This window comes from Bacillus sp. DHT2 (genome assembly GCF_026241455.1).
In the GTDB taxonomy this organism is placed as follows: Bacteria; Bacillota; Bacilli; order Bacillales; family Bacillaceae_G; genus Bacillus_A; species Bacillus_A pseudomycoides.
In genome coordinates, this window is the sequence record NZ_JAPHWH010000002.1 from 154,254 (window position 1) to 171,025 (window position 16,772).

Here is a 16,772-nt window from a genome sequence, read left to right on the forward strand (position 1 = left end):
CAAAGAAAGATTTCTTCCTTTTAACTGATTATTTTTTATTTTACATAGAAATAGAAGGTACCTCACCTGGAGGTACCTCTTCTTATTTCAAAATATTAGCAATGTATGCATGAAGTTCTTCTACCTTTACTTCTGCAGATTCATTTGTAGCACGCACTTTTACTTCAACAATGCCTTCATCAGCTTTTTTACCAACTGTTACTCGAACTGGAAGACCAAATAAGTCTGCATCAGCAAATTTAACACCTGCACGCTCTGCACGATCATCTAACAATACTTCATAACCTTGTTCTTGTAATGAATTGTAGATCGTTTCACCTACTTCACGCTGTGCATCAGACTTCATGTTTACTGGAATTACATGTACATGGAATGGTGCAACAGCTTTTGGCCAAACCAAACCATTTTCATCGTTAAATTGCTCAGCGACTGCCGCAACTGTGCGAGATACCCCGATACCATAGCATCCCATGATAAGTGGCTTCGTTTTTCCATTCTCATCTAAGAACGTTGCATTCATTGCTTCGCTATAACGTGTACCTAATTTAAACACATGTCCAACTTCGATACCACGAGCAAAACGGATTGTCCCATTTCCATCTGGAGATTGATCTCCTTCTTGAATGAAACGTAAATCTGTATATTGACTCACTTTGAAATCACGCTCTGGATTTACATTTATATAATGGAATCCTTCTTCGTTTGCACCACAGCAACCATTTACAATTGCTGCTACAGCATGGTCAGCAATGACTTCAATGTCTCCTGTTACACCAATTGGTCCTAAATAACCAACTTCGCAATTTAACAGTTCTCTTACCTCTTCATGTGAAGCAAGTTCAACAACTGAAGCACCATAGACATTCTTCACTTTTACATCATTTACTTCATGATCCCCGCGAACAAGTACAACAACAAACTTTTCATCGACTTTAAAGACCATAGATTTGATGCAATTTGACGCTTCCATATTTAAGAATGCAGAAACCTCTTCAATTGCTTTTTGATCTGGCGTTGCTACTTTTTCAAGTGCTTTTTCTGCTTCATCGCTTTTTGCATAGGAAGCAACAACAGGTGCCATTTCAATATTTGCTGCATAATCAGATGTATCAGAATACGCAATTGTATCTTCTCCTACATCAGATAATGCCATAAATTCATGTGTATCTTTACCACCCATTGCTCCAGAATCAGCAATAACCGCACGGAAATTCAATCCACAGCGAGCGAAGATATTAGAATATGCTTGGTATAGGCCACTATAAACTTCATCCAAACTTTCTTGTGTCGCATGGAAAGAATAAGCATCTTTCATTAAAAATTCTCTTCCGCGTAATAAACCAAAACGGGGTCTTTGTTCGTCACGGAATTTTGTTTGGATTTGATATAATGTTAACGGTAGCTTTTTATAAGATTTAATTTCATCACGTACAAGGTCTGTAATAACTTCTTCATGCGTTGCTCCTAGTGCAAACTCACGATCATTACGATCTTTCATACGCATTAACTCAGAACCGTAAGAATACCAACGACCTGATTCTTGCCACAATTCAGCTGCTTGTAATGCTGGCATTAATAATTCTACAGCTCCTGCTCGTTCCATCTCTTCTCGAACAATACGTTCCACTTTATGCAATACTTTTAGCCCCAGTGGTAAAAAGCTGTAAATACCAGAAGCATTTTGACGCATGAATCCTGCACGAAGTAGCAATTGATGACTTTTAATCTCAGCATCGGCTGGTACTTCACGTAATGTAGGACTAAATACCATACTTTGTTTCATCTATTCGCACCTCTTTAATTTACTCTAATACGCAGTAAAACCCCCCACCTCAAATTAGGTGAGGGATTACGACTCTAAGAGTTTTATTCATTTCATTCACTATTCACAAAAAACATCGTGAATTTTATACTTACTACAAGTTTCACTTTATTTTACAAGAAAAATCTCCGAATGTCATTCCAAGTTACAACTAACATAAGTAACATCAATAACGCAAAGCCAATAAAATGAACCATTCCTTCTTTTTGGCGATCAATTGGTTTCCCACGCAAAGCTTCAATTAAGAAGAAGAACAAGCGTCCTCCATCAAGAGCAGGAACCGGTAATAGGTTGAATAGACCAAGGTTTATGCTTAAAACAGCCGCCAAACTAAGAACACGAATAAAGCCATAATCTACTACTTGGTCTGTTAAATTATAAATTCCTACGGGACCTGATAAATCATTAATAGAAAACTGACCCGTCACTAGTTTTACAAGGGAATCAAAAATTAATTTTGTCCATGTATACGTCTGCTCAAAACCTGATTTAATAGAACCAAAAATAGATTTCTCTACAGGCGAGTATACACCAATTCTACCAACCTCTTCTTTCCCCTCTTTATCAGCTGATGGCGTTACTTTTACATTCAATTGTTCGCTGTCACGTTTTACATGAAGCGTAATTTCTTTATTTGGGTGTTCACGTACAATCGTGACAACATCTTTCCATGTATTCGTGTCTTTCCCATCAATTGCTTGAATCGTATCATCTTGTTTCAATCCTGCTTGTTCTGCAACACTATCCTTCATTACTTTCCCAACCATTGGCTTATCAACAGGAATACCTTGTACCAATCCAATGATAACAAAAATAACAAATGCAAGAATGAAGTTCATAGCAGGACCTGCAAAGATTGTTAATGCTCGCTGTCCTAGCGTTTTAGAACCAAATTGTCTGTTAAACGGGGCGATTTGTATTTCTTCTCCTGCTGAAACAATACGAGCTTTTTCACTCACACGGAATGTTTGCAATTCCTCCTCGTATTCTTCGTAACCAGCAATTGTGAGATTGTGTTCCAAATCAGCTTGCTCTACTTCAATCACGCGAACATTCGGATACTTTTCGCGCCCGTCTAAAACTAATTTCATAACTTCTTCGTTTTCATTTAACACGAGTCCAACTTTTTTTCCTGGTTTTAATTCAACCGTTTCTGCATCCTCACCAGCCATTCTAACATAGCCTCCAAGAGGTAGCAGCCGAACTGTATAAACTGTTTCATTCTTTTCAAATGAAAATATTTTTGGTCCAAAACCAATTGCAAACTCGCGACATAAAATACCCGCTCTTTTTGCGAAATATAGATGCCCTAGCTCATGGAAAAATACGAGTGCACCGAAAATTAATATAAAGGCAATCGCTGTATTCAATTCCATAACCACCTTTGCTAAATTTGTTCCATCACAAACCGTCTTGTGGCCGCATCAATTTCCTGAATTTCTTCTAAGCTCGGACGTGCAATGACATTGTGATGGTGCATTGCTTTTTCAATGAGGTCTTCTACTGTTAAGAAACCAATTTTCTTTTGTAGAAAGGCTGCTACAGCTACTTCATTTGCTGCATTCATAACAGCTGGCATGCTCCCACCCATCTTTCCAGCTTCATATGCAAAACGTAGGCAACGGAAACGATCTTGATTCATTTGTTCAAAATGCAGTGTTCCAATTTCCCATAAATTTAACTGTTTTGTATCTGAGAGAGGTAATCGATCTGGATATGTAAGTGCATATTGAATTGGTACACGCATATCTGGTGAGCCGAGCTGTGCCATTACACTACGATCTTCAAATTCAACCATAGAATGAATAATGCTTTCTTTATGTAAAACAACATCAATTTGCTCATAAGGTATGCCGAAAAGCCAATGCGCTTCAATTACTTCCAGCCCCTTATTCATCATTGTAGCAGAATCAATTGTAATTTTCGAACCCATTGACCAGTTTGGATGACGAAGCGCATCTTCCACAGTCACATGATGTAATTCATCTCTCGTTTTATCGCGGAAACTCCCACCTGAAGCAGTGATAATTAAGCGAGAAATTCGCTTTTCATTTTCTCCATTCAAACATTGAAAAATAGCCGAATGCTCACTATCTACTGGAAGTAACGGCACATTATGTTTGCGTGCAGCTTCCATTACAATATGTCCCGCAGTTACTAATGTTTCTTTGTTTGCAATTCCAATTGTTTTTTTCGCCTCAATTGCACGGAGTGTTGGTAACAACCCTACACTACCTACAACAGCATTTATTACAACTTCTGCACTTGGGTGAAGAGCTACCTCTAATAGTCCTTCGTCACCATATACTACTTTTGTATTTCCAGAAACTGATTGTAACCTTACAACATCTTCCTCTCTTTGTACAGAAACAAGCTGAGGAGAAAATTCTTGAATAACTTTTACTGCGTAGTCAATATTTTTCCCTACAGAAAAAGCAACGAGACGGAATTGGTCTGGGTGCGAGCGTACTACATCTAAAGTTTGCGTCCCTATTGATCCGCTTGCCCCTAATAAACTAATGTTTTTCATGACTCCAACCCCTCGTTTTATTATGAAATGAAATGTAAGAAGTGTAAAATCGGTAATACGAACAACCAACTATCTGTTCGATCTAAGATTCCACCATGTCCAGGTAAAATTCTACCTGAATCTTTCACACCGTAATGGCGTTTAAAAGCAGATTGTACTAAATCACCAAGTTGTCCAAAAATGGAGATTGCAATTGTAACAATTATTAACATTCCAACGTTCCCTTGAACTTGGAAAAACATATTGTATACAAAAGCAACGACAATCCCACAAACAATACCACCTAGTGAACCTTCTATCGTTTTATTCGGACTAATTTCTGGCCACAATTTTCTTTTTCCGATTGCTTTCCCTATGAAATATGCACCTGAATCAGTTGCCCAAATAACAAATAACGCATAAAATACAAAATGGATTCCCGCTATTCTCGTTTCATTTAAATATAAGAATCCCATTGCAACATACGTTGTTGCCATAAGTAAAAAAGAAGCATTGTCAAAAGTAAATGTATTCTTTGAAAGGACTGTATATGATAAAAGTAATAAAACAATCACAAATGTGATTTCTAGTTTATCTAATCCAATCCAATTGAACACTCCTGATGCATTACTTGGAACTAAAATACTCCACAATAATAATGCGGCTAAAACTGTTGGCACCGAAATAAGTGTAAGCTTGTTCATACGAATTAATTCATATAATCCTATAGAAGCAAGTGCATACACTAAAACTGTAAAAGGCACGCCACCGTAAATTACGATGGGAATGAACAGCGCGGCAGCAATCACTCCAGTAATAATTCTCTGTTTCACTACCAAACCCTCTCTTTCTACACGCCTCCGAATCTGCGCCCTCTATGTTGAAAGTCTGTAATCGCATTTAGCAAATGTTCCTCGGTAAAATCTGGCCAATACACATCTGTAAACCAAAGCTCCGAATACGCAATTTGCCATAGCATGAAATTACTAATACGTAGCTCCCCACTTGTACGAATAAGCAAGTCTGGGTCAGGTAAAGAGCTTGTCATTAAGTATGAAGAAAGCATTTCTTCATTTACATCTTCTGAACGAACTTTCCCTTCTTCGCTATCTTTCATCATATGTTGCACAGCAGAAACGATTTCATCGCGACTTCCATAGTTTAACGCAAAATTGAGAATTAATCCCGTGTTCTCTTTTGTATCTTCCATGGCTTTTTCCATCGCTCTGCGCGTATGCGTAGGAAGACGATCTTTTTGTCCAATTACTCGAACTTGTACATTTTCTTCAATTAATTCTGGTAAAAATGCACCTAAAAATTCTTCTGGAAGCTTCATTAAATAATCGACTTCCTTTTTCGGTCTTTTCCAATTCTCAGTAGAAAAAGCATAAAGAGTCAGCACTTTCACATCAAGTTTACTAGCAAATTTCGTAATTTTTTTTACTACTTGCATTCCTTCATGATGTCCGGCAATGCGGGGCATTGCTCTTCTCTTTGCCCATCTTCCATTACCATCCATAATGATCGCAATGTGCTCTGGGATATGTCCCTTTTTCACTTTTTCAATGAGATGATCAAACGATGTGACCTTTTTACCTTTAAAAAAAGGAAACTTTTTAAACATCATTCATACCCTCCAACAAGCAGACGTATGCCTAAAAGTGTAAAAAGACCCCCTTAAGAAGAGGGTCATATTTGCGAAGGTATCGCTATTACACTTCCATGATTTCTTTTTCTTTGTTTTTTGCGATTTCGTCAACTTTTGCAATATATTTATCTGTTTCTTTTTGGATATCTTCTGTATATCCTCTTAAGTCGTCTTCTGTAATATCTCCAGCTTTTTCAAGCTTTTTAAGATCATCATTAGCATCACGACGTACGTTACGAACTGCTACTTTTGCTTCTTCAGCATATTTCTTAACAGTTTTTACTAGGTCTCTACGACGTTCTTCTGTTAATGCAGGGAATGCAATACGAATTACTGATCCGTCGTTAGAAGGATTTAGACCTAAATCAGCTTTTAAAATTGCTTTTTCAATATCACCGATAGAAGTTTTATCATACGGCTGAATAACAAGCAAACGTGCTTCAGGAACTGTAATGTTCGCTAATTGCACAACAGGTGTTGGTGCACCATAATAATCAACTTGTACTTTATCTAATGCAGACGCGCTTGCACGACCAGCACGAACAGAAGCTAATTCACGAGAATAAGCAGCAACTGCTTTTTCCATTTTTTCATTTGCAGCTTTTAATACTTGTTGTCCCATTTTTATTTCCCCCTTACAATTGTTCCAATATTTTCGCCTAAAACGGCACGCTTAATATTACCTTTTTCCATAACCGAGAATACAATTAATGGAATATCATTATCCATACATAAAGAAGAAGCAGTAGAATCCATTACACCTAAACCTTCTTTTAATACATCTAAGTAGGTAAGTGTTTCATATTTCGTAGCTGTTGGGTCAATAGATGGATCTGCATTATATACGCCATCTACATTGTTTTTCGCCATTAAAATAACATCAGCTTCGATTTCTGCTGCACGTAATGCTGCAGTTGTATCTGTAGAGAAGTACGGGTTACCTGTACCCGCTGCAAAGATAACAACACGCTTCTTCTCTAAGTGACGAACTGCTTTGCGGCGAATGTAAGGTTCTGCCACTTGACGCATTTCAATAGAAGTTTGAACGCGTGTTTGAATTCCAATGTTCTCCAAGCTATCTTGAAGAGCTAATGAGTTCATAACTGTCGCTAACATGCCCATGTAGTCCGCTCCTGCACGGTCCATGCCCATTTCACTTCCAATTTTCCCACGCCAAATGTTACCGCCGCCAACAACAACAGCAACCTCTACATCAAGTTCTGCAATTTCTTTCACTTGTTCTGCAACTGACTTAATAACAGCTGGGTTAATTCCAAATCCTTGTTCACCAGCTAAAGCTTCTCCGCTTAGTTTTAAAACGACACGATCATATTTCGGTTTACTCATAATGAACCTCCAATTGCTTACATCTTTATTTTAAAAAAGGGAACACAATGTGTTCCCTAATCTGTATTAGTTGTTACCTTTTACTTGGTTCATTACTTCTTCAGCAAAGTTGTCTTCGCGTTTTTCGATACCTTCACCAACAGCGTAGCGAACGAATCCTTTTAATGTTCCGCCTTTAGACTCAACGAACTGACGAACTTTCATATCAGGGTTTTTAACGAATGCTTGGTCAAGTAAGCAAATCTCTTCAAAGAATTTACCTAGACGGCCTTCAACCATCTTAGCAACGATTTTTTCAGGCTTGCCTTCGTTTAAAGCTTGTTGTGTTAATACTTGACGCTCGTGCTCAACTTCTTCAGCTGTTACAGCATCGCGGTCGATGTATTTAGGGTTAACTGCTGCAATGTGCATTGCTACATCTTTAGCAGCCGCTTCATCTGTAGAACCTTCAAGAACTGTTAATACACCAATGCGTCCACCCATGTGTAGGTAAGCACCGAATGCATCTGCATCAGTTTTTGATACGATTTCGAAACGACGAAGTGTAAGTTTTTCACCAATTTTAGCGATTGCTTCGTTGATGTACTCTTCTACTGTTTTGCCGTTTGCAATTGTTTGAGCCATAGCTTCTTCAATGTTAGCAGGTTTGTTAGCTAATAAATGAGCAGCTAATTCTTTAATTAATGTTTGGAAACCTTCGTTTTTCGCAACGAAATCAGTTTCAGAGTTTAATTCTAAGATTAAACCTTCGTTACCGTTTGTTTCGATGAAAGTTAAACCTTCAGCAGCGATGCGGTCTGCTTTTTTAGCAGCTTTCGCAATACCTTTTTCACGTAAGAAGTCAATTGCTTTCTCCATGTCGCCGTTAGTTTCTGTTAAAGCTTTTTTGCAGTCCATCATACCCGCGCCAGTTTTTTCACGAAGTTCTTTTACCATTTGTGCAGTGATTGCCATATTTTTCATCCTCCTAAAATATGTATTTATACCTTTTGAAAAGGTGTTTATACCTTAAAAAAGGTGATAAAAGGCCGAACCCCTTATCACCTTTCAAATTTGTTACGCAGTAACAGTTTCTTCACCTTGTTTTGCTTCAAGGATCGCGTCTGCCATTTTAGATGTAAGAAGTTTTACAGCACGAATTGCATCATCGTTTGCTGGAATTACGTGATCGATTTCGTCTGGATCACAGTTTGTATCAACGATACCGATGATTGGAATGTGTAATTTGCGTGCTTCAGCAACTGCGATACGCTCTTTACGAGGGTCTACTACGAATAATGCACTTGGAAGACCTTTCATATCTTTAATACCGCCTAAGAATTTTTCAAGACGCTCTAACTCTTTTTTAAGTTGAACAACTTCTTTCTTAGGAAGTACATCGAATGTACCATCTTCTTGCATTCTTTCGATGTCTTTAAGACGCTTGATACGCTTTTGGATTGTTTGGAAGTTTGTTAACGTTCCACCTAACCAACGTTGGTTAACGAAGTACATACCTGCACGAGTTGCTTCTTCTTTAATAGCTTCTTGTGCTTGTTTTTTTGTACCTACGAATAAAATGTCGCCACCTTCAGCAGCGATGTTACGCATTACGTTGAAAGCTTCTTCAACTTTTTTCACAGTTTTTTGTAAGTCGATGATGTAGATACCGTTACGCTCTGTGAAAATGTAACGTTTCATTTTTGGGTTCCAACGACGAGTTTGATGTCCGAAATGAACACCAGCTTCAAGCAATTGCTTCATAGAAATTACTGACATAATTTAGTTCCTCCTAAATGGTTTTTGATATCCTCCGTTTACTTCATCTTTAAGCGAAACTACAAGCGTAGCACCAACACTTAAATCGGTAAACGTGTGTACTTTGTACTGACACCACTGCTTACTATATCATAATGAAATATTACAATCAAGTCGAAAATGCGAACAATGTAAAACTTTCTTTTTAATTATGATTTTACTCATCTATTTCTCAATTCTAACTTCAGTATTACCACTCTTCCTTTACTTTAAGCAGCCGTACCTAATAAAGCAAAACTACGGCTTTTTCCCCATCAGAACGCAATGAATCTTTTAGAAAATAAAAAAGCTCTCCTCACATGAGGAGAGCTTCCCTTAACAATTAGTTTGTTTTTAATTTAGCAAGTTCATGTAAAAACTTGTCGTTTAATACTTTAATGTATGTTCCTTTCATACCTAAAGAACGAGATTCAATAACGCCTGCACTTTCTAATTTACGAAGTGCGTTTACGATTACAGAACGAGTAATTCCTACACGATCAGCAATTTTACTTGCAACAAGTAAACCTTCTGTTCCATTTAATTCTTCGAAGATGTGCTCAATTGCTTCTAACTCACTGTATGATAACGAGCTAATTGCCATTTGAACGACCGCTTTACTACGCGCTTCTTCTTCGATTTCTTCCGCTTTTTCGCGTAAGATTTCCATACCTACTACAGTTGAGCTGTATTCAGCAAGAATTAAATCATCATCTAAAAATTCTTGACCAAGACGCGCTAACACTAGTGTACCTAGACGCTCACCGCCACCAACGATCGGTACAATTGTAGTTAAACCTTGACCGAATAATTCTTTGTTTTCTACAGGGAATGCTGTAAATTGACTGTTTACATCTAAGTTCGAAGATGTTTCTGTAACGTTGAATAGGCTTTGTGTATACTCTTCTGGGAATTGACGCTCTGCAAGCATTTGTTTCATGCGCTCATTCTCGATTTGTTGGTGAATTGCATATCCTAATAATTTACCGCGACGACTTACAACGAATACGTTTGCTTCAATTACTTCACACATTGTATCTGACATTTCTCTAAAGTTTACAGGCTTTCCTGCTGCGCTCTGTAATAACGCATTTAATTTTCTCGTTTTTGCTAATAATTCCATTTCAAAAGTTCCTCCTACATGTTACTTACATATTTTTTCATCACTTGGAAACTAGGGCGAGTCACCTGATGACACTATTACAAAATAAACTGGCTCACATCTTTATTTTTAGCAATCGTTGCTAATTTTTCCTCTACATATTGAGGTGTTATCGTTATTTTCTCTAACGTAATCTCAGATGCTTCAAACGATAAATCTTCAAGAAGTTTCTCCATAATGGTATGAAGTCTTCTCGCTCCAATATTATCCGTATCTTGATTAACTTGATAAGCAATCTCAGCAATCTTACGAATAGCTTCGTCAGAAAATTCAATTTCTATACCCTCAGTTGCTAATAATGCTATATATTGCTTCACTAAAGCATTATCAGGTTCTACAAGAATTTTAACAAAATCATCTACCGATAATTTTGTTAATTCCACTCGAATCGGGAATCTTCCTTGCAGTTCTGGAATTAAATCAGACGGTTTGGACATATGGAAGGCACCAGCCGCAATAAATAAAATATAATCTGTTTTCACCGATCCATATTTCGTTGCAACGTTCGATCCTTCTACAATTGGCAAAATGTCACGCTGTACACCTTCACGCGATACATCCACGCTATTCGACTGCTTACCAGCAATTTTGTCAATTTCATCAATAAAAATAATCCCAAGCTGTTCAGCACGATAAACAGCCTCTTGTGTAACTTCATCCATATCAATTAAGCGCTGTGCTTCCTCATTTGTCAAGACTTTTCTTGCTTCTTTTACAGAAAGTTTACGTTTTTTCGTTTTTTTCGGCATAAAACTTCCTAATGCATCTTGGAAATTCATCCCCATTTGCTCCATACCAGTACCTTGCAACATATCAAACATAGAAGACTGTTGTTCCGTCACTTCAATCGATACAATTTCATCTTCAAGTAAACCTGCGGCAAGTTTCTTTTCAACTTCTCTGCGCTTCTTTTCAATTTCTGTGTCATCTTGTGTTTCAGATGTCTGATTCGCATTTTGATTTCCACCAAATAACATCTCTAACGGATTTTTGAATCCGGATTGTTTTTGCGGACTTGGCACCAAAATTTCAACAAGCCGTTGATTTGCTTGCTCCTCAGCCTTATCTTTAACCTTGACGACCATTTCTTCTTTTACGATGCGAACTGAAGTTTCTACAAGGTCACGCACCATAGATTCTACATCTCGACCGACATATCCAACTTCTGTGAATTTCGTCGCTTCAACCTTAATAAAAGGTGCTCCAACGAGCTTCGCCATTCGTCGTGCTACCTCTGTCTTTCCGACCCCTGTCGGTCCAATCATTAAAATGTTCTTCGGAGCAATTTCATCGCGTAAATCTTCCGCTAATTTACTACGACGATATCGATTTCTAAGCGCTACTGCAACCGCTTTTTTCGCATCTTTTTGACCAATAATATATTGATCCAATTTTTCTACAATTTGACGCGGAGTAAAATGTAAATGCATATAAAATGCCTCCCTTACGATTCTACAATTCTTCCACAATAATGTTGTGATTTGTATACACACAAATGTCACCAGCAATTTCTAAACTTGCTTTCGCAATTGCTTTTGCTGTTAAATGTTCACTCGCATGTTGCTTTAAAGCGCGGCCAGCTGCAAGCGCATAATGTCCACCTGAACCGATTGCTAAAATGCCATCATCCGGTTCAATTACTTCTCCTGTTCCTGAAACAAGAAGTAACGTTGTTTGATCCATAACGATTAACATCGCTTCCAATTGACGCAGCATTTTATCACCACGCCATTGTTTCGCCATTTCAACTGCAGCACGTTGTAAATTTCCATTATACTCTTCTAACTTCCCCTCAAACATTTCAAAAAGAGTAAACGCATCCGCAACAGAACCTGCAAATCCAGCTAACACCTTCCCTTGAAATAGCTTTCGAACTTTTCGTGCTGTGTGCTTCATCACAACAGCATTGCCAAATGTCACTTGTCCGTCGCCGGCCATAGCACACTCTCCATTATGGTGAATGGCAAATATCGTTGTAGCGTGGAAATTTCCCATAGAAAAAACTCCTTTATATGTTTTTATAGCTTTAAAAGCAATTTATGCCCTCGGGTGATGCTTCATGTAAACAGAACGCAATCTTTCTTTTGAAACATGCGTATAAATTTGTGTCGTTGATAGATTTTCATGACCCAATAACTCCTGCACAGTTCGTAAATCTGCACCTTCATCTAACATATGTGTAGCAAATGTATGCCTTAACATATGCGGACTTATTCGCATTGTAAGAGAAGCTTTCTTAATGAGCTCATTTAAAATATAACGAACACCGCGATCCGTTAATGGCTTACCCTTTGCATTTAAAAACACCATTTGAGAATGTTCCTCTGTTTTTTTAGCTAACTGTTTTCTACCGTTTTCTATATAAGTAATTAAAGCATCTTGGGCATAACTTCCAAACGGAACGTACCTTTGTTTTTTGCCTTTTCCCGTCACTAGAATTGTCCCTACCGAGAAATCAATATCAGTAAGTTGTAAACTTACACATTCACTCACACGGATTCCCGTTGCATACATAAGCTCTAATAAAGCTTGATCCCTTTGACCAAGTGGTGTTTTTACATCAGAAACTTCAAACAATTTCTCCAATTCTTCAACATACAAAAACTTTGGGATTGACAGTTCTTTTTTGGGGAGTGACGCAAGTGCAAACGGATTATCTTCTCGATATCCTTCACGCATCAGAAAACGATATAAACTTCGTAAGCTCGATACTTTTCTTGCGACAGATTTACGGGCTAGCTTTTCATCGTGTAATGTCGTTAAGTACAAACGAACATCTACGTATGTAACGTCTAAAAAAGAGGATATGCCTTCTCGCTCCATAAATTGCACAAAATGTTCTAAATCATTTTGATAACTTGCAATTGTATATTTTGAATAATTTCTTTCAATTTGTAAATATCCAACGAATAATTGTAACAATTTCTTCACATTCACATAACTCACCTCAATAAAGGCTACTAAATCGTATCACAACTCAGTAGCCTTTGCAAGAAATTTAACTAAATATTTACAAAATTTTGAATCATCTCTAAAGCGCGTGTTGCGTATGCTTCATTTCGCTCTTGTTTCTTTTTAATTTTCTTTTCTAATGGCGCAAATAAACCAAAGTTTGCGTTCATCGGTTGGAAGTTTTTCGCATTAGTTGCAGTAATATAATTCGCCATACTGCCCATTGCTGTTACAGGAGGTAATACAACAGGCTCTTCTCCCTTTACAAGACGAGCTGCATTAATACCTGCTAACAGCCCTGAAGCAGCCGATTCTACATATCCTTCTACGCCTGTCATTTGTCCAGCAAAGAATAAATCATCACGATGTTTATATTGGTATGTTGGACGAAGTAATCTTGGTGAATTAATAAACGTATTACGATGCATTACACCATAGCGTACAATTTCTGCATTTTCAAGTCCAGGAATCAATTGTAATACTTCTTTTTGAGGTCCCCACTTTAAATGTGTTTGGAACCCAACAATATTGTATAACGTTCCTGCTGCATCATCTTGACGTAATTGAACAACAGCATATGGCGTTTTACCTGTTTTCGGATCTTCCAGCCCCACTGGTTTCATCGGTCCAAATAACAATGTCTGTCTACCACGGCTTGCCATTACTTCTACAGGCATACAACCTTCAAAGAATACTTCTTTCTCAAATTCTTTTAATGGCACTGTCTCTGCAGCAATTAAAGCATCATAAAAACGATCGAACTCTTCTTCTGTCATTGGGCAGTTTAAATAAGCCGCTTCTCCCTTATCGTAACGAGATTTTAAATATACTTTGTTCATATCAATGCTTTCTTTTTCCACGATTGGTGCAGCTGCATCATAGAAATAAAAATAATCTTCACCCGTTAACTCTTTTAACTGTGCAGAAAGTTCTGGAGATGTGAGTGGACCTGTCGCAATAACAGTTGGTCCTTCTGGAATTTCTGTCATTTCTTCATTCATCACAGTTACGTTTGGATGATTTTTCACATACTCCGTTACTTTTGCTGCAAATTCATGCCGATCAACCGCTAATGCTCCTCCTGCTGGCACAGAACACTCATCTGCCGCACGGATAATAACAGAGTCCATTTTACGCATTTCTTCTTTAATGACCCCAACAGCATTTGTTAATGTATTTGCACGAAGTGAGTTACTGCATACTAACTCAGCAAATTTATCTGTGTGATGAGCCGGCGTTTGTCTTACTGGTCTCATTTCATATAATTTTACTTGAACACCACGTTTTGCAATTTGATAAGCTGCTTCACTTCCTGCAAGACCTGCACCAATGACGTTTACCACTTGTATTGTCATGTATTTATCACCTTTCCTTTTCTATCCCGAAAAAAATGTGAGCAGTTACGCTCACATTTGTTGTTCTTCTTCATAATCACAAGAAATACATTGTACTTGAACGCCTTTTTTCAACTTCTTCTCTACGAGCATACCTTCACATTTCGGGCATTTCCGGCCAATCGGTTTATCCCAAGATACAAAGTCACATTCTGGATATGTGCCACATCCATAGAAAAGACGTTTCTTTTTATTACTTCGGCGTTCAATAATTTGTCCTTTATCACATTTCGGACAAGTTACACCGATTTCTTTCACAATCGGTTTTGTATTGCGACAATCAGGGAAATTAGAACAAGCCATAAACTTCCCGTATTTGCCCATTTTAAAGACCATTGGGTGACCGCATAATTCACAATCTTCCCCAGCAGGTTCATCTTTAATTTCGACTTCACGCATCTCCTTTTCCGCTTTTTCTAAGCGGGGTTCAAAGCCTACGTAGAAATCATCAACAATTTTCACCCAATTTGCTTTCCCCTCTTCTACTTCATCAAGGTTTTGCTCCATATTGGCCGTAAATTCAATGTTAATAATTTCTGGGAAAAACTCTAAAATAAGTTCAATTACAATTTCTCCAAGTTCAGTCGGAACAAAGCGTTTATTGTCTAATGCAACATATCCTCGCTTCTGAATCGTTTCAAGTGTTGGTACGTAAGTAGACGGTCTCCCGATTCCAAGCTCTTCAAGCATCCTAACTAAACGGGCCTCTGTATAACGTGGTGGCGGCTGCGTAAAGTGCTGCTTTGGATCCATATCTTTTGAAAATACAGTTTCTCCTATTTCTAAAGGAGGCAACATTTTATCTTTTTCTTCCGCACCATCATCTTTCGATTCTACGTAAACTTTCATAAACCCTGAAAATTTCACTACTGAGCCACTTGCACGGAATTGAACGTTATTATTAATGAGTTTAGCCGTAACAGTATCCATTACAGCAGATGCCATTTGACTTGCAACAAATCGCTCCCAAATCAATTTGTACAAACGATGTTGATCACGACTTAAGAAACTTTTTAGTTCCTCTGGCTTTCTCATTACCGAAGTTGGACGAATTGCTTCATGCGCATCTTGTGCATTCGCTTTTTTCGTTTCCTTCTTCTTCTCTGTCCCTATGTATTCTGAACCAAACGCCTCAGTAATATAAGAGCGAGCTTCCTCTTGAGCAGTTTCCGATATACGCGTTGAGTCTGTTCTCATATACGTAATAAGACCTACGGTTCCCTGTTTACCAATATCTATCCCTTCGTATAGCTGCTGCGCAAGCATCATTGTCTTCTTTGCTCGCATATTTAATTTACGTGCAGCTTCTTGTTGTAAAGAAGACGTTGTAAATGGTAATGCAGGATTACGTTTCCGCTCTTTTTTCGTTACATTTTCAACTGAAAACGCATTGTCTTTCATTGTTTCAATTATGTCTTTTACTTGCGCTTCATTTGTTAATTGAACCTTTTCTCCATTCACACCATAAAAAGATGCTTCAAATGTGTCTTTTCCTTTGACAAATTCTGTTTTAATTGTCCAGAACTCTTCCGGAATAAAACTTTGAATTTCTTTTTCACGATCAATAATTAAGCGAACCGCTACAGATTGTACACGTCCTGCACTTAATCCCTTTTTGACTTTCTTCCATAATAAAGGACTAATATTATAACCAACAAGGCGATCAAGTATCCGTCTTGCTTGCTGTGCATCTACTAAATCCATATTAATTGCACGAGGATGCTTAAATGACTCTTTAATCGCATCTTTTGTAATTTCATTAAATACAACCCGGCAATCTGATTCAACATCCACATTTAGCGTATTCGCTAAATGCCAAGCGATCGCTTCTCCTTCGCGGTCTGGATCGGCCGCGAGATAGACTTTTTTTGCTTTTTTTGCTGCTGATTTTAAATCTTTTAAAACAGGACCTTTACCACGGATGGTAATATACTTCGGGGTGAAATTATTTTTTACTTCTATCCCCATTTGACTTTTAGGCAAATCGCGAACATGTCCCATAGACGCGACGACTTTGTATTTTTTCCCTAAATATTTCTCAATGGTTTTCGCCTTAGAAGGCGACTCCACGATTACGAGGTAATCTGACATGCTAGTGCCTCCTTAAGAGGTGGATTCAAGTCTTCATTAATCTTATTGATTTCTCTTGTTTTTGTCAATCA

General features: G+C 37.9%; 15 protein-coding genes. All 15 read right to left on the reverse strand.

Going from position 1 to position 16,772, the window contains the following annotated elements:
• Positions 1-82: 82 nt before the first annotated feature.
• A complete protein-coding gene (locus ORL93_RS05795) occupies positions 83-1,783 on the reverse strand; it encodes a proline--tRNA ligase (RefSeq protein WP_098161182.1) in 1,701 nt (566 codons plus the stop codon).
• Positions 1,784-1,935: 152 nt separating this feature from the next.
• On the reverse strand, positions 1,936-3,192 hold the full coding sequence (gene rseP, locus ORL93_RS05800; protein WP_018764708.1) for an RIP metalloprotease RseP: 1,257 nt from the start codon (positions 3,190-3,192) through the stop codon (positions 1,936-1,938).
• Positions 3,193-3,209: 17 nt separating this feature from the next.
• On the reverse strand, positions 3,210-4,352 hold the full coding sequence (gene dxr, locus ORL93_RS05805) for a 1-deoxy-D-xylulose-5-phosphate reductoisomerase (protein WP_003199500.1): 1,143 nt from the start codon (positions 4,350-4,352) through the stop codon (positions 3,210-3,212).
• Positions 4,353-4,372: 20 nt separating this feature from the next.
• On the reverse strand, positions 4,373-5,164 hold the full coding sequence (locus tag ORL93_RS05810) for a phosphatidate cytidylyltransferase (RefSeq protein ID WP_097794296.1): 792 nt from the start codon (positions 5,162-5,164) through the stop codon (positions 4,373-4,375).
• Positions 5,165-5,181: 17 nt separating this feature from the next.
• The gene (gene uppS, locus ORL93_RS05815; RefSeq protein WP_006095735.1) at positions 5,182-5,958 is read right to left on the reverse strand and encodes an undecaprenyl pyrophosphate synthase; all 777 of its coding nucleotides are present in this window, start codon (positions 5,956-5,958) and stop codon (positions 5,182-5,184) included.
• Between the two features lie 85 nt (positions 5,959-6,043).
• Positions 6,044-6,601, reverse strand: a complete 558-nt coding sequence (frr, locus tag ORL93_RS05820) for a ribosome recycling factor (RefSeq protein WP_003199493.1) — start codon at positions 6,599-6,601, stop codon at positions 6,044-6,046.
• Between the two features lie 2 nt (positions 6,602-6,603).
• Positions 6,604-7,326 (reverse strand): UMP kinase, encoded by a 723-nt coding sequence (gene pyrH / locus ORL93_RS05825; protein WP_003199491.1) that lies wholly within the window; start codon positions 7,324-7,326, stop codon positions 6,604-6,606.
• Positions 7,327-7,392: 66 nt separating this feature from the next.
• Positions 7,393-8,280 (reverse strand): translation elongation factor Ts, encoded by an 888-nt coding sequence (tsf, locus tag ORL93_RS05830; RefSeq protein WP_018764711.1) that lies wholly within the window; start codon positions 8,278-8,280, stop codon positions 7,393-7,395.
• Between the two features lie 102 nt (positions 8,281-8,382).
• Positions 8,383-9,084, reverse strand: a complete 702-nt coding sequence (rpsB, locus tag ORL93_RS05835; protein ID WP_018764712.1) for a 30S ribosomal protein S2 — start codon at positions 9,082-9,084, stop codon at positions 8,383-8,385.
• A gap of 361 nt (positions 9,085-9,445) precedes the next feature.
• Positions 9,446-10,225, reverse strand: a complete 780-nt coding sequence (gene codY / locus ORL93_RS05840; protein WP_000421292.1) for a GTP-sensing pleiotropic transcriptional regulator CodY — start codon at positions 10,223-10,225, stop codon at positions 9,446-9,448.
• Between the two features lie 77 nt (positions 10,226-10,302).
• On the reverse strand, positions 10,303-11,694 hold the full coding sequence (gene hslU, locus ORL93_RS05845; protein ID WP_003199484.1) for an ATP-dependent protease ATPase subunit HslU: 1,392 nt from the start codon (positions 11,692-11,694) through the stop codon (positions 10,303-10,305).
• Positions 11,695-11,716: 22 nt separating this feature from the next.
• Positions 11,717-12,259 carry an ATP-dependent protease proteolytic subunit HslV gene (hslV, locus tag ORL93_RS05850; protein ID WP_003199482.1) on the reverse strand — a complete coding sequence of 181 codons (543 nt, stop codon included), beginning with the start codon at positions 12,257-12,259 and terminating at the stop codon, positions 11,717-11,719.
• 42 nt (positions 12,260-12,301) lie between these two features.
• Positions 12,302-13,201 carry a tyrosine recombinase XerC gene (gene xerC / locus ORL93_RS05855; protein ID WP_016133222.1) on the reverse strand — a complete coding sequence of 300 codons (900 nt, stop codon included), beginning with the start codon at positions 13,199-13,201 and terminating at the stop codon, positions 12,302-12,304.
• 65 nt (positions 13,202-13,266) lie between these two features.
• Entirely contained in the window at positions 13,267-14,571 is a 1,305-nt protein-coding gene (gene trmFO / locus ORL93_RS05860; protein ID WP_097794297.1) for an FADH(2)-oxidizing methylenetetrahydrofolate--tRNA-(uracil(54)-C(5))-methyltransferase TrmFO, read from the reverse strand.
• Between the two features lie 51 nt (positions 14,572-14,622).
• Complete coding sequence (gene topA, locus ORL93_RS05865; RefSeq protein WP_098161183.1) at positions 14,623-16,701, reverse strand: type I DNA topoisomerase; 2,079 nt, start codon at positions 16,699-16,701, stop codon at positions 14,623-14,625.
• Between the last annotated feature and the right edge of the window lie 71 nt (positions 16,702-16,772).